Consider the following 22,378-nt stretch of genomic DNA (forward strand, 5'->3'; position numbering starts at 1 on the left):
CCCGTTGCCCCTTCTTAATCTTTCGAATGTATGTTCGAGAATTGAGGAGGTGATATGTCATGGGTTGGAGCAACGGTCCACCGACCTGGGCGGAGCTGGAGCGGGTGCTGTCCGGGCGTCCCGGCCGGACCAACCCGGAGGCGATGTACCCCGGCGACGGCGGCGACAGTCCGGCGTGGTCGCGCAAGCGCGGCGCGTATCGGGCCGAGCCGGTCGAACCCGCCGAGGGGCCGGTGGTGCCGTATGCGGAGTTGCACGCGCATTCGGCCTACAGCTTCCTGGACGGGGCGAGCCAGCCGGAGGAACTGGTGGAGGAGGCGGTCCGGCTCGGGTTGGCGGCGATCGCGCTCACCGACCACGACGGCTTCTACGGAACCGTGCGCTTCGCGGAGGCGGCCAAGGAATGGGGGATGCCCACGGTCTTCGGCGCGGAGCTGTCACTCGGTGCGCAGCGGCAGGCGGCGGCGCAGGCCGCAGGCGCGGATTCGGCGCCGCGCACCGGCTCGCCCGACCCCGCCGGTCCGCATCTGCTCGTACTCGCCAGGGGCCAAGAGGGGTATCGGCGACTATCGCGTGAGATCGCGGCCGCCCACATGGCCGCGGGGGAGAAGGGCATTCTCCGCTACGACCTCGACGCGCTCACCGCCGCGGCGGACGGGCACTGGCATATCCTGACCGGTTGCCGCAAAGGCCATGTCCGCCAAGCCCTCGAGCGTGACCTCGGTGCGGGCGACTCTCGCCTCGCCGAGGCGGAAGCGGCCCTGCGCGATCTGATGGCACGGTTCGGCGCCGACCGGGTGAGCGTGGAGCTCACTCACCACGGCATTCCGGAGGACGACGAGCGCAACGCCCATCTCGTCGCGCTGGCCGACCGGCTCGGTCTACCTGTGCTGGCCACCACCGGAGCGCATTTCGCGGGACCCGGCCAGCGTCGCCGCGCCATGGCGCTCGCGGCGATCAGGTCGCGCCGGAGCCTGGACGAGATCGCAGGCTGGCTGGCCCCCACCGGGGGTGCACACTTGCGCTCCGGCGCGGAGATGGCGCAGCTGTTCGCCGCCTGTCCGCAGGCGGTGGCGAACGCGGTGGCGCTCGCCCGCGAATGCGCCTTCGATCTGAAGTTGATCGCACCGAGGTTGCCGCCGTTCGATGTGCCCGCCGGCCACGACGAGAAGTCGTGGCTGCGTGAGCTGACACTCGCGGGCGCTGCCGACCGATATGGTCCACGAGCGGGAAATCCCCGGGCATACCAGCAGATCGAGCACGAGCTCGCCGTGATCGACAAGCTGGAGTTCCCCGGCTACTTCCTGGTGGTGCACGACATCGTCACCTTCTGCAAGGACAACGACATCCTGTGCCAGGGCCGCGGTTCGGCGGCCAACTCGGCGGTCTGCTACGCGATCGGCATCACCAATGTCGACCCCGTCGCCAACAATCTGCTGTTCGAACGGTTCCTCTCCCCGGAGCGCGACGGTCCGCCCGATATCGATGTCGACATCGAATCCGATCGCCGTGAGGAGGCGATCCAGCACGTCTACACCAAATACGGTCGCGACTATGCCGCTCAGGTGGCCAATGTGATCACCTACCGCGGTAAGTCCGCGGTGCGTGATGCCGCACGCGCACTGGGCTTTTCACCGGGCCAGCAGGATGCGTGGAGCAAACAGGTGAGCCGCTGGACCGGTGTCGGTGGCGAGACCGGCACCGACATTCCCGCGGAGGTGCTCGAGTTGGCCACCGAAATCGAGGGTTTGCCGAGGCATCTGGGCATCCACTCCGGCGGCATGGTGATCTGCGACCGGCCCATCGCCGATGTCTGCCCGGTGGAGTGGGCGCGGATGCCCGGCCGCAGTGTGCTGCAGTGGGACAAGGACGATTGCGCCGCGGTCAATCTGGTGAAGTTCGATCTGCTCGGCCTCGGCATGCTCTCCGCACTGCACTACATGATCGATATGGTGCGCGAGCACAAGGAGGAGACGGTCGAGCTGCACAAGCTGGACCTGAAGGAAGCCGCCGTCTACGAAATGCTGTCGCGCGCCGACTCGGTGGGCGTTTTCCAGGTGGAGTCACGCGCTCAGATGGCCACGCTGCCCCGGTTGAAACCGCGGAAATTCTACGACCTGGTCGTGGAGGTGGCGCTGATTCGACCGGGTCCGATCCAAGGCGGCTCGGTACACCCCTACATCCGCCGCCGCAACGGGCTCGAAGAGGTGACCTATGACCATGAGGCCCTGCGGAATTCGCTCGCGCGTACCCTCGGCGTGCCGCTGTTCCAGGAGCAGCTCATGCAGATGGCCGTCGATGTCGCCGGTTTCACCGCCGCCGAGGCCGACCAGCTGCGCCGTGCCATGGGTTCCAAACGCTCCCCGGAGCGCATGGAGCGACTCAAGGACCGGCTGTACGAGGGTATGCGCGAGCTGCACGGCATCACCGGCGAGATCGCCGACCGGATCTACGAAAAGCTCTATGCCTTTGCGAATTTCGGCTTTCCGGAAAGCCATTCGCAGAGCTTCGCCTCGATCGTGTTCTATTCGTCGTGGTTCAAGCTGCACCATCCCGCGGCCTTCTGCGCCGGTTTGCTGCGCGCCCAGCCGATGGGCTTCTACTCTCCGCAGTCGCTGGTCGCCGATGCCCGCAGGCACGGGGTGCTCGTGCACGGTCCCGACATCAATGCCAGCCGCGCCGAACCGACTCTCGAGCAGCGCGGCACCCAGGTGCGCCTCGGCCTCGCGACAATCCGCCACATCGGCGCCGATCTCGCCGAACGCATTGTCGCGGCCCGCGGGTCGGTGCCGTACACCTCCTTCGTCGACCTCACCGGCCGCGTGGAACTCACTGTCACTCAAGCGGAGTCACTCGCCACGGCGGGCGCGCTCGGCAGCCTCGGCAGCACTCGCCGCGAGGCGCTCTGGGCGGCGGGCGCCGCCGCGGGTGAACGTCCCGACCGTCTGCCCGGCACTGGCGCCGCCACCACCGCCCCTGCCCTGCCCGGCATGAGCGAACTCGAACTCGCCGCCGCCGACGTCTGGGCCACCGGCGTCTCCCCTGGCAGCTACCCCACCGAATTCCTGCGCCCCCAACTCGACGCCCTCGGTGTCATCCCCGCCTCCGGCCTGCTCGCCGTCCCCGACGGCTCCCGAGTCCTGGTCGGCGGCGCCGTCACCCACCGGCAGCGCCCCGCCACCGCCGCGGGCGTCACCTTCCTCAACCTGGAAGACGAAACCGGCATGGTGAACGTCGTCTGCTCGGTGGGCCTGTGGACCCGTTACCGCCGCCTGGCCCAGGGCGCCCCTGCTCTCCTCATCCGCGGCCGCGTCCAGAACGCCGAAGGTGCGGTCAGCGTGGTCGCCGAGCATCTGCAGCGCATGGACCTGCGTATCGAGGCGAAGTCTCGCGACTTCCGTTGATGCTCAGAACATTCCGTTCTGGTTGACCGAATCCGCCGGGATCGGCTGCGTGCGGCAGTCCACGGTGCGGTATCGATCCGACTCAACCAGCCGGACCAGCCGTGGCCGCCGCTCACCGATCAGATCGAAAGGTTCCTCGTCAGGCTGGTCGGTGTCGCACCGGCGGGATAACCCGGGTGGCGAGCTCGGTGACCGAACTCACTGCAGCGGCTAGTCTTCGGTCATGCGCAAGCTTGCTGTCGTGATGACCGGCCTGCTGGGTTTGACGTTGCTCGTCGGGTGCGGTGACGACAACGGCAGCTCCGCCTCGGATGGGTCGACCATGGCCACTGCCGTCGCTCCCGCACCCGCGATCGCGCCGCCAGGGCTGCGCGAACAAGGCCCGGCGACGAAACAGGACAACCGTGGGCAAGGCGGTGAGTCGATCGCGCTGCGTAAGGAGGTCGTCACCGGCAGCGTGTCCCTCACCGCGAGCGACCCGGTCGGCACCGCCGGCAAGGTCGCTGATCAGGTGCGGCTGCTCGACGGCCGGATCGATAGCCGCACCGAACAACCGGGCAGCGACGACGTCGACCCGAGCGCCACGCTCACGGTGCGGGTGCCCTCGGACAAGACGGACAAGTTCATCGACGGCCTCGGCGGCCTCGGCCGCGTCACCCAAGTGAGCACCAACCGCGATGACGTCACAATGCGGTGGGAAGACCTCGACGCGCGGATCAAGGCGCTCCAGGCCTCGGTCGACCGGCTGCGCGCACTCATCGTCGGCGCAACAAGCACCGCGGATCTCATTGCCGCCGAAAGCGCATTGTCCAGCCGCCAAGGCGAACTCGACAGCCTCACCGCGCAGAAGCGTCACCTCGACGACCAGGTCGCACTGTCCACGTTGACCATCGACATCACCACCGCAGACAAGAAGTCCGACGACGACGGGCCGACCAATTTCTGGGACGGCATCGTCTCGGGTTGGCACTCGCTGATGGACTGGCTGAAGGACGCGGTTGTCTTCAGCGGCAAGGCAATTCCGTGGCTCGGTTTCCTCGTGGTCGTCGGCGCGGTGGTCTGGGGCATCGTGCGCATCGTGCGGCGGCCCGGCCGGAAACCAGGTGCCACGGCGACAGAAGAATCGGCCACGCCGAAGAAACCGGCGGTCGCGGCGGAATCGGTGCCCGAACCGAAGGCTGCGGCCACCTCGAAGAGCCCCGATACCAGCGGCGAGACAGGAGCGGCAGGTGTCGACAGTAGTAAGGGCGACGATAAAACCGAACAGCCGTAAAGGCCCGCTCGTCGAAACCCTCGACGACGGCACTCTGCAGCTGTACGTCCGCGCCCCCGCCGTCGAAGGCAAGGCGAACAAGGCCGCCATCGAACTCCTTGCCGAGCACTACGGCGTTCCCAAATCCGCTGTCCGCCTGGCCGCCGGCGCGACCTCGCGCTTCAAACGCTTCGAAGTCGACCTCTGAAATTCGTGGGCTCCCGGATAAGGGACGAGGCGTTTACACCCCGCCGGGAAAACCGAGTTGCCGCCAAGCTTCGTACACGGTGACCGCGGCTGCGTTGGACAGGTTCATCGACCGCCGCCCCGGCAGCATGGGAATCCGCAACTGCTCAGTGATATGCGAGTCGGCAAGCACCTCCGTGGGCAGACCGGTTGGCTCGGTGCCGAACAACAGCACATCCCCCTTCCGATAGGTCACCTCGGTGTAGTGCGTCCGGGCCTGCGTAGTGAACGCGAACACTCGCTCGGGCCGCAGCGCCTGCCACGCCGCCGCCAAATTCTCGTGCACCGTCACCGAAGCCAGATCGTGGTAGTCCAACCCGGCCCGTCGCAGCTTCGACTCCGAAAGGTCGAACCCCAGCGGTTCGACCAAATGCAGCTCACACCCGGTCCCGGCGACCAGTCGGATCGCATTGCCGGTATTCCCTGGGATGGCCGGCTCGTGAAACATCAATCGGAACACCAGGCCAGTCAATCAGGTTCTGTTGCAGCCAACTTGTTTGCCTACCGTCGGCGATCGCAGGATCGGCCATGGTTCACTGACTGAGCTGGTCAGTCGGGTAACAGGCGGAAGGGTTCCCGGCGACGGGTGCGGACGACGCTGAAGTGTCGCCTGTCCAATGTCGCCACTTCGCCTATGTCGAGTCGTTCTGCCACCGCGATAACAGACGCATCGACAGTGGGAAGTCGGCGTATTTCCGGACAAGTTCGGCCATCCGCAGGAGGTCGGCCTGTGTGAGATCAACAAGCTTGATCTCCTCGTTTGCGATCGACTCCAGGAAGGTGGCTTCCGCCTCGGGCCCTACGCGGGTCTCCAAGAAATAGCAGACTTCTGCAAGCACCGGGCTCGGTATGAGTAGCGGTCCGGTATGCAGCTCGAGGAGGTCCAGACAACGTCGATGGTCCGCGTCATTGTCGTTGAGTACGGCAACGAGAGGCCCTGTGTCGCAGACGATCACTCGGCTTGTCTACCACGTTCCTCGCGGAGGAACTCCTCCGACCTGGCAGCAAGATCGGGCTCGGCATGCATCAAACCTGCGAAGGAGAGTCGCCTGCGTCGTTCACCGGTCGGTTTGCTCGCCGCACCGCTTTCAGCGGAATCAACGACGACCAGCTGCAGCGCGACAGCACGCAGCGCACGTGCCTGGTCCGGGGTGAGGCGATCGACCAGACTGTGCAGGTCGTCATAGTCATGCGCTGCGGTCATGCCATTGATTCTAGTGAATCCAATTGATTCGACTGCATCGAAACGGTTCGCAATCGGTCATCCGCGGCAGTATCCGCATACCACGCGGGTGCGTGGCTGTGGGCCGGAGAAGCCCTACTGGGCAGGCCGCTCCGGCAGGGCGCAGGCCATGCCGTCCGCCATTCCGGTTGGACGCACGCCGAGGCCCTGGTTGAGGCGGGCCCGTTCGTTCTCCCAGGCGATGGTGGTGGCCAACTCGGCGACCTGTGCCTTGGTCAGCTGTGCCAGCAAGGCGGTGCGCAGGTCGTCGAGCTCGGTGGCCGGGGTCGCGGTCATGGCTTCGGCGAAGGAGATGACGAGTCTCTCCAGGTCGCTGTAGGCGTCGCTGGTTCGGTAACGCGGCAGGTCGGTGAGTTGCTGCTCGGTGAGGCCGCTCGACCGGGCCACCGCGGAGCCGATGTCGAGGCAGAACTCGCAGTTGACAAGGCCGGCGGTTTTCAGTTCGGCAAGGTCCTTGAGCTTCGGATCCAGTCGATTGCTGAACAGCATGGCCGTCTCGTACCCGATCGTGCTTATCAGGACCTGTGGTCGTCGGATGAGCCAGCCGAGTAGATCGGACCGGTTTCGCTTCGCCTGTCGAATCGCGAGCAGGGTTTGTCGAATCCGTGCGAATGCCTTCATTGCCGGTACCTCCTTGCGTCGGATCAACCCACCGTACCTCGAAACTACGCTCTGTAGTAGAAACTTTCCACGCTCCGAAATAGTGGTGCCAGTCGGCGGCGCGGCTTTGTTTACGCCGGACATCTCATCGAGGTCGAAGGCGTCGCCGTCGTCGAATAACTCACGGTGGGATGACCGCTGTCTGTGACCGGCCGCCTGGTGTCTGCAAGAATCGGTGCCGTGACCGACGTGGACGCCTCTGCCGCCGACCGGCAGTCCGGTAGGAACCGGGGTGAGCAGTTCCTGCGCTCTCACCTGCCGATGGTCATCGTGGCGGTGGTCATCGTGCTCGCGGTGATTTTTGTCGCCTCGGATCGCTGGCGTCGTGGGGCGCTGTTCTTCGGTGGCGCGACGCTGCTGGCTGCCGCCTTCCGGCTGTGTCTGCCGACGGCTCGGGTCGGCCTGCTCGCGGTGCGCAGCAAGCCCTTCGATGTCGCGACCTTGAGCATCCTCGGCACCCTGATCGTCTTCATCGCCGCGACGATCAACACCCTCGGCGTCAGCTGACGGGGCAGCGCTCGCATCGGATCCGTGACTGGGGGTGACGGAGCGAAATTTAGGTGGGCACAAGGTCGTTCGGTTGTCCTCGCCGATGTCGTCGGCGAGGACGACGCCCGCATCGGCTAGTTCACCGGTCGGCGGGGTAGCGCTCGGCGAACACGGTGTGCTCGCGCGGGCGGCGACCGGGGTGCGGTGGGTTGGCGTCGCTGTAGCCGAGGGTGACCATGACCGTGATGGCGAGGTCGGGGCGGTCGTCGATGCCGATGGCCTTCTTGACGAGGTCCGGGTCCCAGCCGTTCATCGGCGCCGAGGACAGGCCGAGGCTGGTGGCTGCGAGCATGACGTAGGTTGCCGCGATCATCGCGTTCTTCACGGCGTTCTCGCGGATCAGCCCGCGTTGGTGCAGCGAGTGGAATTCGGCGCGGGAGTCGAACATCGCGGTGAACTCCGCGTTCCATGCGCCGTTGCGGCCCGCCAGTTCAGCGATGTCGGTATTGCTCGCCTCCCAGGCTGCCGTCTCGGCGACGAAGACCAGCACCACCGGCGCCTCCAGTGGTTGCGGCTGGCCGAAGGCGGCGGACGACAGGTTGTGGCGGCCGGACTCACTGGTCACCACCACGATCGAACGGTCTTGCATATTCCACGCAGTTGGCGCCTCGACCGCCAGATCCAGCAGCTCCTCGAGCAATTCCCTCGGCACCGGGTCCGGGCGGTAGTGGCGCGTGGTGCGGCGGGTGCGAATGGCGTCGGGAACCGAAAGTGTCTGTGTTGTCATGATTCTTACTATCGGAGAGTTACTCTCCAATGTGAAGACGGCACTTGAAAGTGCGTTACACTCGAAAACGTGCGTACGATCCATGAGGCCAGTGGGCTGCCTGCCGATGTCTACTCGGCGAAGTGTCCTACCCGGCAGCTCCTCGACCAGGTCGCGGGTAAGTGGACGGTGTTGATCGTGGATGCCCTCGCCGACGGGACGATGCGCTACACAGACCTGTACCGCCGCATCGATGGCGTCTCGCAGAAGATGCTCACGCAAACTCTGCGTCAGCTCGAAACGGACGGATTCGTCACGCGCACAGTGCATCCCACCATTCCACCGCGCGTCGACTACGACCTCACGGAGCTGGGCCACAGCCTGCGCACTCCGATCGCGGCGCTGCGCGAGTGGATCGAGACCAATATCAACCGGGTCGAGGAGGCCAGGCGTCTCGCGGCAGGCTGAGGCCGGTGCGGATATCGCGACCCGATCCACGCCAGGTGTCTCAGGTAGTAAACTGAATCCTCCGGCTCGCAATGGTTTTCATGAGCTATAGCTCGGATGCCTGGCGAGTCCGAGGCCGTCCGGGAACCCGACGGTCCGGTCCGATGCAGCGACTCCAGTGCAGGGGAAACGGCATGAGTGATACCGATGACGGGAGCGGCGGGGCGCATTCGCTGTGGACCGTGGTGGCCTTCGACGACAACGGCCGCGAGGGCGCGCCGCTCGTGGGGACCGCCATGGCGGGCAATCTGGATATGGCGGCGGGGCTGGTCTGCGCGTATCTACCCGTCCTGGAACAGGATTCGAAGGGCTACTACCTGGTCGCCACGCGCAGCAGGGCGGGCGCGGGTCGGTTGACCGGCTGCCCCGCGCGGCCTGCGTGGATCAGTAAGCCGTTTCGCAACGGTGCGGAATGGGCGACAGGACCGTGGAGCGCGCTGGAGGATGATCGCGCACCCGAGGGGTAGTGCCCTATCTCGCTTCGGCCACGACCGCGCGTCCGCTGCGCGCACCGTAGCGGCTGCGCGCCTGTGCCGGTGTGATCGTCTCGAGCTCCGCGGGCGGTGCTCCCTTCAGGTGCTGTTCGAGGATCTGACCCGCCATCGGAGCGATGAACGGCGCCGAGACAATGAGGCCGTAGGAATTGAACGCCGATGCCCCCCACGCGATGATCCGCGCGGCGGGGCGGACCAGCAGATCCACGATGCGCGGCCGATCGAACCTGCCGAGCTTGCGCATCCACTTCGGCAGCGTGGCGACCGAAGCCAGCGACAGTAGCCTGCTGCCCGCGAAATAGCTGAGGCCCGCACCGTTGCGCAGTGAGGTCCACAGCAGGTGGTGCATGCCTTCCTCGGCGCGCTCGGAGGTGCACAGTCGCGGGCGGACCCTGGCGAAGTACGCGCGCACCTCCTCGCGGGAGCGCGGCAGGTCTTCCGGCTTGCAGGTCTGCAGTTCGGCTGCGATCGCATGGACCGGTGGAGGTGAAACGGCAGTGACTCGATCGCACACCGCGGCCGACCGTCCGCGCAGGCGATACGCACCGCGTCTGCCTCCGGAGCAGCGTCGTGCCCAACTGCTCGACGCGGCCTTCACGGTATTGGGCAGGATGGAACTGCACGAGCTGAGCATGGAGGCGGTCGCGCACGAGGCAGGTGTCGGAAAACCGGTGCTCTACACCGTGTTCAAGACCCGCACCGAGCTGGTGACGGCGCTGCTGGAGCGGGAAAATGAGCGCGGCCTCGAACAGGTCGCCGCGACATTGCCCACCGATCTGATGGGCGCTGATCCGGTTGTCGCAGCCTCGGCGACGGTCGAGGCGTTCGTCGGTGTGACACTGGAGAATCCGACACGCTGGCGATTGATTCTCACCGCGCCGGGCAATGCTCCCGGCGAATACCGTGACGCGCTGCAGAATTCGCGTGCGGGCATCTTCGATCAGGCCGAGGCGCTGGTCCGCATGGGCACCGCGCTCGAGCCGCGGTGGGCGGGTGTGGATTCCGCGCTGCTCACCAACTCGCTGCTGACCATTGCCGAGATGCTCGGCCGGTTGGCGGTCAGTGAGCCCGACGTCTATCCCAGAGAACGGCTGCAGGCCTACGTGCGTTCCATCGTCGGTCTGCTCGTCGGCGCACCCGTCGCCGAATAGGCTTGGGACAAGGTATTTCGTATGCCCGGTAACCAGTGCCCGGGCTCGCCGAAATAGCGGGTGTCAGTCGCCCGGCTTGCGGTGCACCCGAGCCAGCCGCATCGTCTCGGTCAGCAGCTTCGACACCGCGGCCGCCTCGGTGAGGAACCCGTCGTGGCCGTCGCGCGAATGCACGATCTCCAGTCCATCGCAGCCGGGCAGCCCATCGGCCAGTTCCTGCTGGGTGCGCAGTGGATAGAGCCGATCGGAGTCGACGCCGCCGACCACACACGGCACCGGCGTCGCGGCAAGCGCGGCCTCGACCCCGCCGCGCCCGCGCCCGATGTCGTGCCGGTTCATCGCCTCGGTGAGCAAGACGTAGGTGGCCGGATCGAAACGGCTACAGAGCTTATCGGCCTGATGGTCCAGATAGCTCTGCACCGCATAGCGGCCGCCGCGCCACGGATCCTCGTCGCCCTGTGCGTTGTTCTCGAAGCGGTGATCCAGCTCGGACTCGGTCCGATAGGTCAGGTGCGCGATGCGCCGTGCGATGCCCATGCCGGTCGTCGGGGCGCGATCGGTGTCGTGATAGTCGCCGCCCTGCCAGTCGGGGTCGGCCTTGATCGCGGCGATTTGCGTTGTCTGCGTGCCGATCTGGTCGGCGGTGGCGCGCGCGCCGACGGCGAGCACCAGGGCGGCGCCGACCCGATCCGGGGTGCCGACCATCCACTCCAGCACTCGCATGCCGCCCATCGACCCGCCGACGACCGCGGCCAGCCTTTCGATGCCGAGCAGATCCATCAGCGCCACTTCCGCGTTCACCTGATCGCGGATCGAAATCTCCGGAAACCTTGCACCCCATGGCTTTCCGTCCGGAGCCAGCGAGGTGGGTCCGGTGCTGCCCATGCAGCCGCCGAGCACATTCGCCGCGATGACACACCACTCGTCGGTGTCGATCGGCGCGCCGGGGCCGACCATGCCGTCCCACCACCCCGGCAGCGGATGGATGTCGTCCGGGCGTCCGATCACATGCGAGTCGCCGGTCAGCGCGTGCTCGACCAGCACCACGTTGTCCAGCGTGGGGGAGAGCTCACCCCAGCGCTGCACGGCCAGGTGCACGTCCTGGACGAGCGCGCCGTTCTCCAGCCGCACGTCCCCGATGGCGATCATGTCGAGCCGCCCGTCCGGCGGTGGCAGGGCCACCGCCGCGGCGGGTCGCACGGCACTCGGTTCGGCGCGCACGGTCACGTCGCCGCCGCCGCGAAACCGGCTCGCAGATCGGCGAGGATGTCGTCGATTCCCTCGATGCCCACCGCCAACCGAACCAGCCCCGGCGTGACGCCGGAGGCCAACTGCTCCTCGGGTGTCAGCTGCGAGTGCGTGGTCGAGGCGGGATGGATCACGAGAGAACGCACATCACCGATGTTAGCGACATGACTGTGCAGGGCTAATGCGTCCACGAACTTCTTGCCCGCATCGACACCGCCGCTGAGCTCGAACGCAACAATCGCGCCCGGCCCCTTCGGTGCGAGCTGCTTGGCGCGCTCGTGCCACGGCGAGGACGGCAGGCCCGCGTAGTACACCGCTTCGACGGCGGGCCGGCCGGTCAGGAACTCGGCCACCGCCTGCGCATTGGCGACGTGGCGCTCCAGGCGCAGGCTCAGCGTCTCGACGCCCTGACTGATCAAGAAGGCGTTGAACGGCGACACCGCGGCACCGAGGTCGCGCAGCAGCTGCACGCGCGCCTTCAGCGCGTACGCGGGTGCGCCGAGGTCGGCGAACACCGCACCGTGATAGCTCGGGTCCGGTGTGGTGAAACCCGGGAACCGCGGCTCGCCCTGCTCGTCACGCACGGTCCAGTCGAACGTGCCGCCGTCGACGATCACACCCGCGACCGCGGTGCCGTGGCCGCCCAGGTACTTGGTCGCCGAGTGCACGACGATGTCGGCACCGTGCGCGAGCGGCTGGATCAGGTACGGGGTGGCGACCGTGTTGTCCACGATCAGTGGCAGTCCGTTGGCATGCGCGATCGCGGAGATTCCCGGGATGTCGAAGATGGCGCTGCTCGGGTTGGCGATGGTCTCGCCGTAGAACGCCTTGGTGTTCGGCCGGATGGCCGCACGCCACTGCTCCAGGTCGTCGGGGTCCGCCACGAAGGAGACCTCGATGCCGAGCTTGGGCAGCGAGTAGTGGAAGAGGTTGTAGGTGCCGCCGTAGAGGTGCGGACTGGACACGATGTGGTCGCCTGCCGAGGCCAGGTTGAGGATCGCGTAGGTCTCCGCGGCCTGTCCCGAGGCCAGCAGCAGCGCGGCGACGCCACCCTCCAGGGCGGCGATGCGCTGCTCGACCACGTCCTGGGTCGGGTTCATGATCCTGGTGTAGATGTTGCCCGGCTCGGCGAGGCCGAACAACGCGGCCGCGTGATCAGTGTCACGGAAGGCGTAGGAGGTGGTCTGGTAGATCGGGAGGGCGCGGGCGCCGGTGGCCTCGTCCGGGGCCTGCCCCGCGTGGACCTGCTTGGTCTCGAAGGACCACTGCGTCGGATCGGATGCGATCGGATCGAGATCGGCCGCGGACGCGATGGGGTCACTCATGTCTTGCTCCAAAGGGGTTGTTCGCCAGAACTACTTGCTAATGGGATGTGGGCGACGGACAACAACACATTGGGGGTACCTCCTGAAGTGCGCGCTTGCTCTCGACTTTCGAGAGCCCGGTCATCACCCGGAGCACCCCACCGCTGCAGGAGGGTTGCCGTCCAGCAAGCCGGGGCTTCGCGCTGGCACTCATGACCTGATCGGCATCATAGCTGGCGGTCGGTCGACGATCGAAATCATCGTCGAAAACTCACCGGGTTGCGGCGGCCAGGGGGACGCAGCAGATGCGCACGAACTCGTCGAAGGTGGAGAGGAACGCGGCGCGGCCCGCCAAGGCCGCCGCCGCCGGATCGTGTTCGTCGAAGATGTCGACCGAACATTCCATCCCGAGCTGTCCGATCAGCTGCCAGGTGCCGACGATCAGGCGCACCTGCAACGAGTCGGGCTGGGTGTGGAGTCGTTGCGCGAGTACATCGGCGATCGCGGCGGTCTTGTTGTCGGCGTGCTCGAGGCTGCGCGCACTGACCGACGGACTGCTGCGCAGGATGCGCTGCATTTGCTGGAACTGCCGGAACGACAGCATCATGTCATTTCCATCTACCGCCTGGTCGACGGTCCGTAGGAAGGCTTCACGCAGCGCTTGCAGCTCGTTGCCGGTGACCGGGAGTCCGCGCAGGGTCTCGGCGACGGTGCGGCCGAAGTCCTTGATCGGCCCGAGGATGATGTCCTCTTTGCTGTCGAAATACCGGTTGATCGTGCGGGGTGAGACGTCGGCGGCATTGGCGATCTGCTCGACGGTGGTGGCGTCGAAACCGTGCGCGTCGCAGAGGTCGAGTCCGACCTCGATGATGCGCAACCGGGTTTGCTGCTTCTTGCGCTCGCGTAGGCCGGGAGGCGCCGGATTTACGGCCCGGTCCTGGTCCGGGTCCTGGTTCGACTCGGCGCTGGCAGAGGAGTCCGCTGCTGCGCTCGCGCCGGTCGGCGTTGATGACTCGAGCATCCTTCCACTGTATCGCAACCGGGACTTTTCGTGTCGTTAACAGTCAAATGTCGGATTGCGACATTTTTCCCTTGACGACAAATGTCTGACAATGACAGGATGGCGTCACGACTTCGAGTTTCAAGGAGATCAAGGTGACCGAGACTGCGACAGCGGTAGACGTTCCGGGAAAACAGGGCAGTTCGGCGCGCTGGTGGGCCCTGGGGGTGATCGCATTGGCCCAGCTCATGGTGGTGCTGGATGCCACCATCGTGACCATCTCGCTGCCGTTCGCACAACGTGATCTCGACATCAGTGATGGCAACAAGCAATGGATGCTCACTGCCTACACGCTGATCTTCGGCGGTCTGCTGTTGCTCGGCGGCCGGCTCGCCGACTACCTCGGCAGGCGCCGGATCTTCATTGTCGGTCTCGTCGGATTCGCTGCGGCCTCCGCGCTGGCGGGTCTCGCGCAGAACGGTGTGGAGCTGTTCGCGGGCCGCGCGTTGCAGGGCGCGTTCGCGGCTTTGCTTGCGCCAGCGGCACTTTCGCTGCTCTCGGTCACTTTCACCGAGGCCAAAGAACGCGCGACCGCGTTCGGTGTCTTCGCTGGAATCTCCGCGGGCGGAGCCGCGCTCGGTCTGATCGCGGGTGGCGCGCTCACCGAGTACGCCTCCTGGCGCTGGTGCCTGCTGGTGAACACCCCGATCGCCATTCTCGCTCTGGTCGGTGCGCTGGCCTTTGTGGTGAAGGACATACCGGCCCCACGCACCGGCGGCTACGACGTGCCAGGTGCCGTCACCGTGACGCTCGGCCTGATCGCGATCGTGTACGGCTTCAGCCGCGCCGCCGACGACGGCTGGCTGGCGGGCAGCACCCTCGGGCTGATCGTCGCGGGTGTCGCGCTGCTGATCGCATTCGTCGCGATCGAGCGTCGCTCCTCGAATCCGCTGCTGCCGCTGCACATTCCGGGTGAGATCAACCGCGGCGGCGCCTTCCTCGCCGCGCTGCTCATCCCGATCGCGATGTTCGCGATGTTCCTGTTCCTGAGCTACTACTTCCAGATCACGCTCGGCTACTCGTCGCTGAAGGCCGGCTTCGCGTTCCTGCCGTTCCCCGCGGGCATCGCGATCTCCGCCGGTGTCACCAGTGCGCTGCTGCCGAAGCTCGGCCCGCGACCGCTGATGGTGGCGGGCTCCGTGCTCGGTGTCCTTGGTCTGCTGTGGCTGGCGCAGTTGAGCTATGGCGACAGCTACGCGGCGAGTGTGCTGCCCGCGCAGGTGCTGATCGCGCTCGGCATGGGTCCGCTGTTCGTCGGCATGCAGACCGTCGCGCTGCATCAGGTCGAGGAAGAGGATTCGGGTGTGGCAAGTGCGTTGCTGAACGCCGCGCAGCAGGTCGGCGGCGCGGTCGGCACCGCACTGCTGACCACCATCTCGGTGCAGACGGCCAAGTCGTTCGCGGAGGGCAATCCGACGCTCGACAACCTGGTTGCCCGTGCCTCGATCCACAGCTACGACGTGGCGTTCTACGTCGGCGCCGGTTTCTTCCTCGCCGCGGTCCCGGTGATCGCGTTCATGATCAGGGACAAGCCGCAGAACCTGATCGAGGGCTCCGAGGACGGCGCTCGGGTCCACGTCGGGGTCTGAGATCTTCCTCTCACGGCATCGGAAGTCCGCGTATCGCCTCCGCTCGGCGGCGATACCCGGACTTTCTTTTGCCCGCCGCAGGACACGCCGTGGTGACGGGGGCAACGCCGCGTCGGTCGTCGGCCCGCGAGTGATCGGGGCCACTCCCGACCTACTTGTCGGTAACCATTTCGGGCGCGCTCACTCGGGGGGCTGCCCGCGCGGTGAGATCCTCACCAGCAGTACGCTTGTCTTGTTTGCACCACACGTTCCGCGGACAACGCGGGGCATATACGTTGTCTTTGGAACAGCTGGGGTCCGCTCACAAGTGTTCGCCTGGCCGTGCAATGAGGGCACCATCCTAGGAGGACACGAAGATCCATGTCCAAGATCAAGGTTGAAGGCACCGTCGTAGAACTCGACGGCGACGAGATGACTCGGATCATTTGGCAGTTCATCAAGGACAAGCTGATCCATCCGTATCTCGACGTGAACCTCGAGTACTACGACCTCGGCATCGAGTACCGGGACAAGACAGACGACCAGGTCACCATCGACGCCGCCAATGCCATCAAGCAGCACGGCGTCGGCGTGAAGTGCGCCACCATCACCCCGGATGAGGCGCGCGTCGAGGAGTTCGGCCTGAAGAAGATGTGGCGGTCGCCCAACGGCACCATCCGCAACATTCTCGGCGGCACGATCTTCCGCGCCCCGATCATTATTTCGAACGTCCCGCGCCTGGTGCCCGGCTGGACCAAGCCGATCATCATCGGCCGCCACGCCTTCGGCGACCAGTACCGCGCCACCGATTTCAAGGTGTTCCAGGGCGGTACTGTCACCCTCACCTTCACCCCGGACGACGGCAGCGAGCCGATCGTGCACGAGGTCGTGAAAATGCCCGAGGACGGCGGCGTCGTGATGGGCATGTACAACTTCAAGAAGTCCATCGAGGATTTCGCGCGCGCATCGCTCAACTACGGGCTCGCGCAGAACTACCCGGTGTACATGTCCACGAAGAACACCATCCTGAAGGCCTACGACGGCATGTTCAAGGACACCTTCCAGGAGGTCTTCGACGCCGAGTTCAAGACCCAGTTCGACGCGGCGGGGCTCACCTACGAGCACCGGCTGATCGACGACATGGTGGCCTCCTCCATGAAGTGGGAGGGCGGCTACGTCTGGGCCTGCAAGAACTACGACGGCGACGTGCAGTCCGACACGGTCGCGCAGGGCTTCGGCTCGCTCGGCCTGATGACGTCGGTGCTGCTGACCCCGGACGGGCGCACCTGTGAGGCCGAGGCCGCACACGGCACGGTCACCCGGCACTACCGCCAGCACCAGCAGGGCAAGCCGACCTCGACCAACCCGATCGCGTCGATCTTCGCCTGGACCCGTGGTCTCGAGCACCGCGGCAAGCTGGACAACACCCCCGAGGTTATCGGCTTCGCGCAGACTCTCGAGGACGTCGTCATCAAGACCGTCGAAGGCGGGCAGATGACCAAGGACCTGGCCGCGCTCGTCGGCGGCGACCAGGGCTACCTGACCACCGAGGAGTTCCTCGGCGCGCTCGACGCCAATCTGGCCCGCGCCCTGCGCTGACCGGACTCCCACCACTCCCGGCGCTGGAACATTCCGGCGCCGGGCGCGAACAAACGGGCACCCGCACCACGCCGCGGGCGACTGCATGCCGGTCGCTCGGATCGGCAAGTGGTACGGGTGCCCGAACTGTTTGCGGCTCGAGCCGGTCAACTCCGCTCGGAGATTGCGGCCCCGAGTAGACCACTGACGACGCGGGTGAAGCTGTCGGCGCCGTTGCCCAGTTCTGCCTGCTCGTCGAACATGCGCTGCAAGGGGTCGAGCAGGTCTGTCGGGACCCCCTGATCGCGGCTGGCGGTGCGGATATTGCGCAGACCGGCCCGATTGCCTGCCAGGTCGGAGAAATTAACCTCGAACTGCCGCGAATCGATCTCCTCGGCCAGGGTCGGCAGCACGTCGATGATCGAGCGCAGCCACGGCATCAAGAACGCTGCGGTGAACTCGCCCGTGGGGAAGCCCGCGCTGCCGACCATCGCCGCCGCTTGGAAGAAACCGCCGAACAGCCCGTACATCCCAGCCAATACCGCCATGTCGTGCAGTGCGGCGAGGCCGGCGTCCGCGCCGAGGTATTTCGCGGTGCCGAGCTCGGCGATGGTGTCGCCGTGCGCGGCCTGCGCTTCGGGCGAGCCGCTGTACATGACCATGGTGTCCGGCGTGCCGAGTGTCTGGGGCTCACCGTGGACGCGCTCGCGGCGAAGGCGAACATGAGTCCGCGCACCTTCTTCCGGCATGTGCAGCAGGCGACCGGCGCGACACCGATGCAATGGCTGCTCGGCCAGCGGCTGTCACACGCCCAATCCCTCTTGGAATCCAGTGATTTCGGCATCGATCGGATCAGCAGCATGTCCGGCCTCGGCACGGCGGCCAACCTACGCCGTCATTTCGCGAGCGTCATCGGTGTGTCACCCGCCGAGTACCGGCGCACCTTCGAACGCCGCGAGCCACTGCATTCCGGCTGAGCGCTGGATTGCCCGGTGGCTGCCCGAAGGGGGTGTGCGCCGGATGACCTGCGCGATGTATCGACGCTGAGGTGGGCGAACTCACGTTTGCCCGGGAAGCGGAAGGGTCGGGCGGGCGGTTACATGAATACGTGACCAGTTCCGTAGCCCCGCCGCCCACCGCACCAGTCGAGGCCGAACGGAGGGATTGGCACATCCCGGCGATGCTGGCGCTGGCGCTCGGCGGCTTCGGGATCGGGACGACCGAGTTCGTCACCATGGGGTTGCTGCCCGATATCGCGAGTGCTATGGGTGTGTCGGAGCCGACGGCAGGGCACGCGGTGTCGGCGTATGCGTTGGGCGTGGTCGTCGGCGCTCCACTGATCGCCGCCCTGTGCGCCCGGGTGCCGCGCAAGCGTCTGCTCGTTGTGCTGATGGTGGCGTTCACCATCGGAAATGCCTTGACCGTGCTCGCGCCGACGTTCGCAACCCTCGTTGTCGCACGTTGCATCGCCGGCCTACCGCACGGCGCCTATTTCGGCGTTGCGTCGCTGGCCGCCGCGACCCTCGCCCCGGTGGGGCAGCGTGCCAAGGCTGTTGCTGCGGTTATGCTGGGTTTGAGCGCCGCCAACGTTGTCGGCGTTCCCAGTGCCACCTGGCTGGGCCAGCATCTCGGCTGGCGGGACGCCTTCGTCGTGGTCGCCGCGATCGGACTGGCGACTGTGGCCGCCCTTCTGCGTTACGTGCCGGAGCTCACCGGCATCAGAACCACCAACCCGATGACCGAACTCGGTGCGCTGCGCCGCCCGCAAGTTCTGCTGACTCTGCTCGTCGGCGCGGTCGGCTTCGGCGGCATGTTCGCCGTCTACACCTACATCACCACCACGCTCACCGACGTCGCCGGTATGCGAGCGGGTCTGGTCCCGCTTGTGCTCATGCTCTTCGGCCTGGGCATGGTGGCAGGCAACATCGTCGGCGGCGTTCTGGCCGACCGTGGGGTCGATTTCGCGATCTTCGCCGCCCTCGGTGCGATGGTCGTCATCCTCGCGGGATTCGTTGCCGCCGCACACAACCCGTACTCCGCCGCCATCGGCGCCTTCCTCATCGGCGCCTCGGGCGCGGCACTGGCCCCTGCCCTCCAGACCCGGCTGATGGACGTCGCCGCCGACGCCCAAACCCTCGCCGCGGCCCTCAACCATGCCGCCCTCAACGTCGCCAATGCCGCGGGCGCCTGGCTCGGCGGCCTCGTTATCGCCGCGGGCCTCGGTTACACCGCTCCCGCGACCGTCGGTGCGGGCCTCGCGGTACTCGGCGTCGTGCTGTTCACCATCACCGCCTGGACCTCGCGGCGCACTGTGCACTCCTGACGTTCCGTCGTCCGGGCGAGCCCTGCGGCTGGGTGTGGAAACGCCGTGGGGAAGGCACTACCGCTCATGGTCTGCTGGTGCATTGCTGCCGGTCGCGGCTGACGCCTGTCGCGGAGCGGTCCGAACAGTGCCGGAAGAGTTGCTCGGCGTCGTAGGGTCGGCGTAGCGAAGTTGCAGCGAGCCCGTCACACCGAGGACCTTCGACCGGTAGGGAGTAATCGTGGCCGATACGTTCCATCCGCTCGATCCGCTGTCGTCCGACGAGTTCCGTCGAGTTGTCGCCGTGCTGACCCGTACGCACGGCGTCGGCCCCGGCTGGCGGTACGCGTCGATCGAACTCGCCGAGCCGTCGAAGCCCGAGATAGCAGCGTTCGATGCCGACGCAGTGGTGCCCGACCGCAACGCGCACGTGGTGTGTTTCGAGCGGGCCGAGAACAAGACCTACAAGGCGCTCGTCTCGCTGACCACCGACACCGTGCTGTCCTGGACGCACCTGCCTGGCGTGCAGGCGAACTTCACCCTCGACGAATGGGAGGAGGCCGACGCGGCGCTGCGCGCGCATCCCGAGGTGATCGCGGCCTTGGCCGCGCGGGGGATCACCGATATGAGCCTGGTGTTCATGGACACCTGGACCTACGGTGACGCGGTGCTGCCGCCGCAGTATCGAGGTCGCAGGCTCGGCTGGTCCGATACCTGGGTCAGGGCCGCCGACGGCGCGAACCCCTATGCCGGGCCGGTCAACGGATTCCACTGCATCATCGACATGAACACCATGGAGCTCCTCGAGATCGAGGACACCGGCACGGTCGACACACCGGAGATCATGGGCGAGTACGTCCCTCGCCACATCCCGGACCGGATTCGCGCCGCGAGCACCCGGCAACCGTTGCGCCCCTTGGAGATAACGCAGCCGGACGGGCCGTCCTTTTCGGTGGCGGGCAATAAGGTCGAGTGGCAGAACTGGTCGCTGCGCGTCGGTTTCAACTATCGCGAGGGCATGACACTGCATGCGGTGAAGTACAACGACTGCGGCCGGATCCGCTCGATCGCGAACCGGCTCTCTTTCGCGGAGATGATGGTTCCGTACCGGGATCACTGCACCGACCACTACCGCCGAACGGCCTTCGACATCGGTGAGTGGGGCATCGGATTCATGACCACCTCGCTCGAATTGGGCTGCGACTGCCTCGGCGAGATCCGTTACCTCGATGCGGTGGTGCACAACAGCAGTGGTGAACCCGTCACGATCAGGAACGCCATCTGTCTCCACGAAGAGGACAACGCCGTCCTGTGGAAACACGTCGACCATCACGCGGGCGCCGAGGTGCGCCGAATGCGCAGGCTGACAGTGTCTTCCCACGTCACCGTCGCGAACTACGAGTACCTCGTCTACTGGCGCTTCTACCAGGACGGCAATATCGAGTGTGAGGTCCGTGCGACCGGAATCATGGTTGTCGGTCACTTCCCGGCAGGCGGTGCGCACCCGCACGGCACATTGGTCGACCAGCGCACCTACGCGCCGTTCCATCAGCACTTTCTGGTTGCCCGCCTGGATCTCGACATCGACGGCACCGAGAATACGGTCTACCGCACCGAGACCGAGATCGTCCCGATGGGACCGGATAACCCCTACGGACTTTCGTTGCGGCAGAACAACACTCCATTGCGCACCGAAGCCGAAGGAAAGCAGGACTTCGACTGGTCGACCCAGCGCGCCTGGAAAGTGGCCAACGACAACACCACCAACGGACTGGGCACCGCACCGGCCTACAAGCTGGTGCCGGGGGGCGCGATTCCGGCTATGTTCGATCCGCGATCGCCGATCCTCGCGCGCTGCAAGGCAATCGAGCACACCTTGTGGGTCACTCCGAATTCCCCGGACGAGCGCTGGCCCGCAGGCGAATTCGTCACCCAGAGCAAGGTCGATCACGGGCTGCCCGAGTGGACGGCGGCGAACCGCTCCATCGTGAACACCGACGTAGTGCTCTGGTACGTCTTCGGCATCCACCACATCACCCGCCCGGAGGACTGGCCGATCATGCCGGTGGACACGGTGAACTTCTGGCTCAAACCTGTCGGCTTCTTCGACCGCAATCCCGCGCTCGACGTCGCACCGACTCCGCCGAAAGCCTGCCGCCAGAGCCCATGACAGTCGCTTCGGGCAGTCAGCGGTGGTCGGGCCTGCCGAATTCGCCGACGATGCGCGCCAGCGCGCGGATCTGATCGGTTTCGGACTCGCTGTGCCAGACCAGCGCCCAGCGGAGCAGGTGTGCGTCGGTGATGGGGAGATAGCTGACGCCGGGCCGGTTGTAGTACCGGGGCAGATGGTCGGAGACGTTATGGATGGCGCCGTCGGAGCCCAGCACGGACGTGGACACGGTGTCACCATTCGACACCGTCGAGATCCGTTGGGTGGAGCGGCCTTTGACCCCGGCCAGTTCACGGTTCTCCGACACCGCCGCGACCACCGGCTCGGTGAACAGCGTCGGCCCCACCGTGAGGTCGGGCTCCTCGACCGGCAGCCAGGCGATGACGACGTCGGTCTCGCCGCGGCGCAGTGGGCCGAACGGGTCGGTGAACGAAATGGACCGGATCTGCAGCACGAATTCGGGGTATCTGGTGCGGAAGGTCTGCCAGATCGAGCGGTAGTCGTGGCCGTTCCCGCCGATAATGCCGATGCGCAGCATCGTGGAGGCACTGCCCGCGGCCGACCGCGCCCGGTCCAGCGCCTGTCGCACATCGCGATACGCCGGAAGCAGGTCGGCGCACAATTGCGTGCCGAGCGGTGTCAGTCGGATATTGCGCGGGTTGGTGCGATCGACGAGAAGCGCGCCGAGACGCCGTTCCTGGCCCTTGATCGACTGACTGATCCGCGCCTGGGACAACTGCAATCGCTGCGCGGTGCGGCCGAAGTGCAGCTCCTGGGCCAGCGTCAGGAGAATCTCTATGTCCCGCAGTTCCACGGCATTACCGCCTTCCGTTGTCGCCCCGTTCGCGCACTCGTGCAACGCCGGGAGTGGGAGATCATTCCGAGCACCTGATGCGTCGCCGCCGGGACCGACCCCTCGAAGGTCGCGACGGCGAG

23 protein-coding genes and 1 riboswitch are annotated in these 22,378 nt (G+C 66.3%); of the genes, 12 read left to right on the forward strand and 11 right to left on the reverse strand.

The window, feature by feature from the left end:
• Window positions 1–59 precede the first annotated feature (59 nt).
• The 3 genes from ACLMAL_RS33350 to ACLMAL_RS33360 all read left to right on the forward strand — a co-directional run bounded on the left by ACLMAL_RS33350 (window position 60) and on the right by ACLMAL_RS33360 (window position 4,864).
• Window positions 60–3,404 (forward strand): error-prone DNA polymerase, encoded by a 3,345-nt coding sequence (locus ACLMAL_RS33350; protein WP_412002708.1) that lies wholly within the window; start codon window positions 60–62, stop codon window positions 3,402–3,404.
• A gap of 223 nt (window positions 3,405–3,627) precedes the next feature.
• Window positions 3,628–4,677, forward strand: a complete 1,050-nt coding sequence (locus tag ACLMAL_RS33355) for a DUF4349 domain-containing protein (protein WP_412002709.1) — start codon at window positions 3,628–3,630, stop codon at window positions 4,675–4,677.
• Entirely contained in the window at window positions 4,634–4,864 is a 231-nt protein-coding gene (locus ACLMAL_RS33360; RefSeq protein WP_328409481.1) for a DUF167 domain-containing protein, read from the forward strand. The genes ACLMAL_RS33355 and ACLMAL_RS33360 overlap by 44 nt, the downstream gene beginning before the upstream one ends.
• Before the next feature lie 33 nt (window positions 4,865–4,897).
• On the opposite strand, the gene ACLMAL_RS33365 is transcribed toward ACLMAL_RS33360, so the two are convergent.
• The 4 genes from ACLMAL_RS33365 to ACLMAL_RS33380 all read right to left on the reverse strand — a co-directional run bounded on the left by ACLMAL_RS33365 (window position 4,898) and on the right by ACLMAL_RS33380 (window position 6,766).
• A complete protein-coding gene (locus ACLMAL_RS33365) occupies window positions 4,898–5,362 on the reverse strand; it encodes a tRNA (cytidine(34)-2'-O)-methyltransferase (protein WP_412002710.1) in 465 nt (154 codons plus the stop codon).
• A 172-nt stretch (window positions 5,363–5,534) separates the two neighbouring features.
• Window positions 5,535–5,858, reverse strand: a complete 324-nt coding sequence (locus ACLMAL_RS33370) for a type II toxin-antitoxin system VapC family toxin (RefSeq protein ID WP_412002711.1) — start codon at window positions 5,856–5,858, stop codon at window positions 5,535–5,537.
• Window positions 5,855–6,106, reverse strand: a complete 252-nt coding sequence (locus tag ACLMAL_RS33375) for a hypothetical protein (protein WP_412002712.1) — start codon at window positions 6,104–6,106, stop codon at window positions 5,855–5,857. Before ACLMAL_RS33375 ends, ACLMAL_RS33370 begins: the two co-directional genes overlap by 4 nt.
• A gap of 114 nt (window positions 6,107–6,220) precedes the next feature.
• The gene (locus ACLMAL_RS33380) at window positions 6,221–6,766 is read right to left on the reverse strand and encodes a carboxymuconolactone decarboxylase family protein (RefSeq protein ID WP_412002713.1); all 546 of its coding nucleotides are present in this window, start codon (window positions 6,764–6,766) and stop codon (window positions 6,221–6,223) included.
• 300 nt (window positions 6,767–7,066) lie between these two features.
• On the opposite strand from ACLMAL_RS33380, the gene ACLMAL_RS33385 reads away from it, so the two are divergent.
• Window positions 7,067–7,312: a DUF3017 domain-containing protein gene (locus tag ACLMAL_RS33385; RefSeq protein ID WP_412002742.1), complete on the forward strand. Its 246-nt coding sequence runs from the start codon at window positions 7,067–7,069 to the stop codon at window positions 7,310–7,312.
• Between the two features lie 121 nt (window positions 7,313–7,433).
• Here the strand turns inward: ACLMAL_RS33385 and ACLMAL_RS33390 are convergent, their stop codons facing one another.
• Window positions 7,434–8,081, reverse strand: coding sequence for a nitroreductase family protein (locus ACLMAL_RS33390; RefSeq protein WP_328409487.1), 648 nt, complete (start codon window positions 8,079–8,081; stop codon window positions 7,434–7,436).
• 69 nt (window positions 8,082–8,150) lie between these two features.
• On the opposite strand from ACLMAL_RS33390, the gene ACLMAL_RS33395 reads away from it, so the two are divergent.
• Together ACLMAL_RS33395 and ACLMAL_RS33400 are read left to right on the forward strand one after the other, a co-directional pair.
• Window positions 8,151–8,528, forward strand: coding sequence for a winged helix-turn-helix transcriptional regulator (locus ACLMAL_RS33395; protein WP_412002714.1), 378 nt, complete (start codon window positions 8,151–8,153; stop codon window positions 8,526–8,528).
• Between the two features lie 173 nt (window positions 8,529–8,701).
• Window positions 8,702–9,034, forward strand: a complete 333-nt coding sequence (locus ACLMAL_RS33400) for a hypothetical protein (protein ID WP_412002715.1) — start codon at window positions 8,702–8,704, stop codon at window positions 9,032–9,034.
• Window positions 9,035–9,038: 4 nt separating this feature from the next.
• On the opposite strand, the gene ACLMAL_RS33405 is transcribed toward ACLMAL_RS33400, so the two are convergent.
• A complete protein-coding gene (locus tag ACLMAL_RS33405) occupies window positions 9,039–9,575 on the reverse strand; it encodes an oxygenase MpaB family protein (protein ID WP_412002716.1) in 537 nt (178 codons plus the stop codon).
• On the opposite strand from ACLMAL_RS33405, the gene ACLMAL_RS33410 reads away from it, so the two are divergent.
• Window positions 9,559–10,212, forward strand: coding sequence for a TetR/AcrR family transcriptional regulator (locus ACLMAL_RS33410; protein WP_412002717.1), 654 nt, complete (start codon window positions 9,559–9,561; stop codon window positions 10,210–10,212). The genes ACLMAL_RS33405 and ACLMAL_RS33410 overlap by 17 nt on opposite strands.
• Window positions 10,213–10,275: 63 nt before the next feature.
• On the opposite strand, the gene metX is transcribed toward ACLMAL_RS33410, so the two are convergent.
• From metX to ACLMAL_RS33425, 3 genes are all read right to left on the reverse strand, one after another.
• Window positions 10,276–11,439, reverse strand: a complete 1,164-nt coding sequence (metX, locus tag ACLMAL_RS33415; protein ID WP_412002718.1) for a homoserine O-acetyltransferase MetX — start codon at window positions 11,437–11,439, stop codon at window positions 10,276–10,278.
• Window positions 11,436–12,785 (reverse strand): bifunctional o-acetylhomoserine/o-acetylserine sulfhydrylase, encoded by a 1,350-nt coding sequence (locus ACLMAL_RS33420; protein ID WP_412002719.1) that lies wholly within the window; start codon window positions 12,783–12,785, stop codon window positions 11,436–11,438. The genes metX and ACLMAL_RS33420 overlap by 4 nt, the downstream gene beginning before the upstream one ends.
• Window positions 12,786–12,871: 86 nt before the next feature.
• A riboswitch (SAM riboswitch) is annotated at window positions 12,872–12,982 on the reverse strand.
• A gap of 53 nt (window positions 12,983–13,035) precedes the next feature.
• A complete protein-coding gene (locus ACLMAL_RS33425; RefSeq protein ID WP_412002720.1) occupies window positions 13,036–13,785 on the reverse strand; it encodes a TetR/AcrR family transcriptional regulator in 750 nt (249 codons plus the stop codon).
• A gap of 134 nt (window positions 13,786–13,919) precedes the next feature.
• Between ACLMAL_RS33425 and ACLMAL_RS33430 the strand changes: the two genes are divergently transcribed.
• A complete protein-coding gene (locus ACLMAL_RS33430) occupies window positions 13,920–15,413 on the forward strand; it encodes an MFS transporter (RefSeq protein ID WP_328409501.1) in 1,494 nt (497 codons plus the stop codon).
• Window positions 15,414–15,773: 360 nt separating this feature from the next.
• A complete protein-coding gene (locus ACLMAL_RS33435; RefSeq protein ID WP_406236555.1) occupies window positions 15,774–16,991 on the forward strand; it encodes an NADP-dependent isocitrate dehydrogenase in 1,218 nt (405 codons plus the stop codon).
• A gap of 146 nt (window positions 16,992–17,137) precedes the next feature.
• Here the strand turns inward: ACLMAL_RS33435 and ACLMAL_RS33440 are convergent, their stop codons facing one another.
• Window positions 17,138–17,632, reverse strand: coding sequence for a hypothetical protein (locus tag ACLMAL_RS33440; protein ID WP_412002721.1), 495 nt, complete (start codon window positions 17,630–17,632; stop codon window positions 17,138–17,140).
• A 33-nt stretch (window positions 17,633–17,665) separates the two neighbouring features.
• Here ACLMAL_RS33440 and ACLMAL_RS33445 point away from each other — a divergent pair, with 33 nt between their 5' ends.
• The 3 genes from ACLMAL_RS33445 to ACLMAL_RS33455 all read left to right on the forward strand — a co-directional run bounded on the left by ACLMAL_RS33445 (window position 17,666) and on the right by ACLMAL_RS33455 (window position 21,442).
• Window positions 17,666–17,947 carry a helix-turn-helix domain-containing protein gene (locus ACLMAL_RS33445; RefSeq protein WP_412002722.1) on the forward strand — a complete coding sequence of 94 codons (282 nt, stop codon included), beginning with the start codon at window positions 17,666–17,668 and terminating at the stop codon, window positions 17,945–17,947.
• Window positions 17,948–18,150: 203 nt separating this feature from the next.
• The gene (locus ACLMAL_RS33450) at window positions 18,151–19,293 is read left to right on the forward strand and encodes an MFS transporter (RefSeq protein ID WP_412002743.1); all 1,143 of its coding nucleotides are present in this window, start codon (window positions 18,151–18,153) and stop codon (window positions 19,291–19,293) included.
• Between the two features lie 217 nt (window positions 19,294–19,510).
• Window positions 19,511–21,442 carry a primary-amine oxidase gene (locus ACLMAL_RS33455; protein ID WP_412002744.1) on the forward strand — a complete coding sequence of 644 codons (1,932 nt, stop codon included), beginning with the start codon at window positions 19,511–19,513 and terminating at the stop codon, window positions 21,440–21,442.
• 16 nt (window positions 21,443–21,458) lie between these two features.
• On the opposite strand, the gene ACLMAL_RS33460 is transcribed toward ACLMAL_RS33455, so the two are convergent.
• Window positions 21,459–22,256 (reverse strand): LysR family transcriptional regulator, encoded by a 798-nt coding sequence (locus ACLMAL_RS33460; RefSeq protein ID WP_412002723.1) that lies wholly within the window; start codon window positions 22,254–22,256, stop codon window positions 21,459–21,461.
• Window positions 22,257–22,378: the final 122 nt, after the last annotated feature.

This window comes from Nocardia sp. CWNU-33, from assembly GCF_046764895.1.
Classification (GTDB): domain Bacteria; phylum Actinomycetota; class Actinomycetes; order Mycobacteriales; family Mycobacteriaceae; genus Nocardia.

Coding starts and splice junctions, on each gene's coding strand:
- ACLMAL_RS33355 (WP_412002709.1), top strand. CDS start 3,628: ATGCGCAAGCTTGCTGTCGTGATGACCGGCCTGCTGGGTTTGACGTTG.
- ACLMAL_RS33390 (WP_328409487.1), bottom strand. CDS start 8,081: ATGACAACACAGACACTTTCGGTTCCCGACGCCATTCGCACCCGCCGC.
- ACLMAL_RS33450 (WP_412002743.1), top strand. CDS start 18,151: ATGCTGGCGCTGGCGCTCGGCGGCTTCGGGATCGGGACGACCGAGTTC.
- ACLMAL_RS33400 (WP_412002715.1), top strand. CDS start 8,702: ATGAGTGATACCGATGACGGGAGCGGCGGGGCGCATTCGCTGTGGACC.
- ACLMAL_RS33425 (WP_412002720.1), bottom strand. CDS start 13,785: ATGCTCGAGTCATCAACGCCGACCGGCGCGAGCGCAGCAGCGGACTCC.
- ACLMAL_RS33350 (WP_412002708.1), top strand. CDS start 60: ATGGGTTGGAGCAACGGTCCACCGACCTGGGCGGAGCTGGAGCGGGTG.
- ACLMAL_RS33435 (WP_406236555.1), top strand. CDS start 15,774: ATGTCCAAGATCAAGGTTGAAGGCACCGTCGTAGAACTCGACGGCGAC.
- ACLMAL_RS33420 (WP_412002719.1), bottom strand. CDS start 12,785: ATGAGTGACCCCATCGCGTCCGCGGCCGATCTCGATCCGATCGCATCC.
- ACLMAL_RS33440 (WP_412002721.1), bottom strand. CDS start 17,632: ATGGTCATGTACAGCGGCTCGCCCGAAGCGCAGGCCGCGCACGGCGAC.
- ACLMAL_RS33385 (WP_412002742.1), top strand. CDS start 7,067: ATGGTCATCGTGGCGGTGGTCATCGTGCTCGCGGTGATTTTTGTCGCC.
- ACLMAL_RS33375 (WP_412002712.1), bottom strand. CDS start 6,106: ATGACCGCAGCGCATGACTATGACGACCTGCACAGTCTGGTCGATCGC.
- ACLMAL_RS33380 (WP_412002713.1), bottom strand. CDS start 6,766: ATGAAGGCATTCGCACGGATTCGACAAACCCTGCTCGCGATTCGACAG.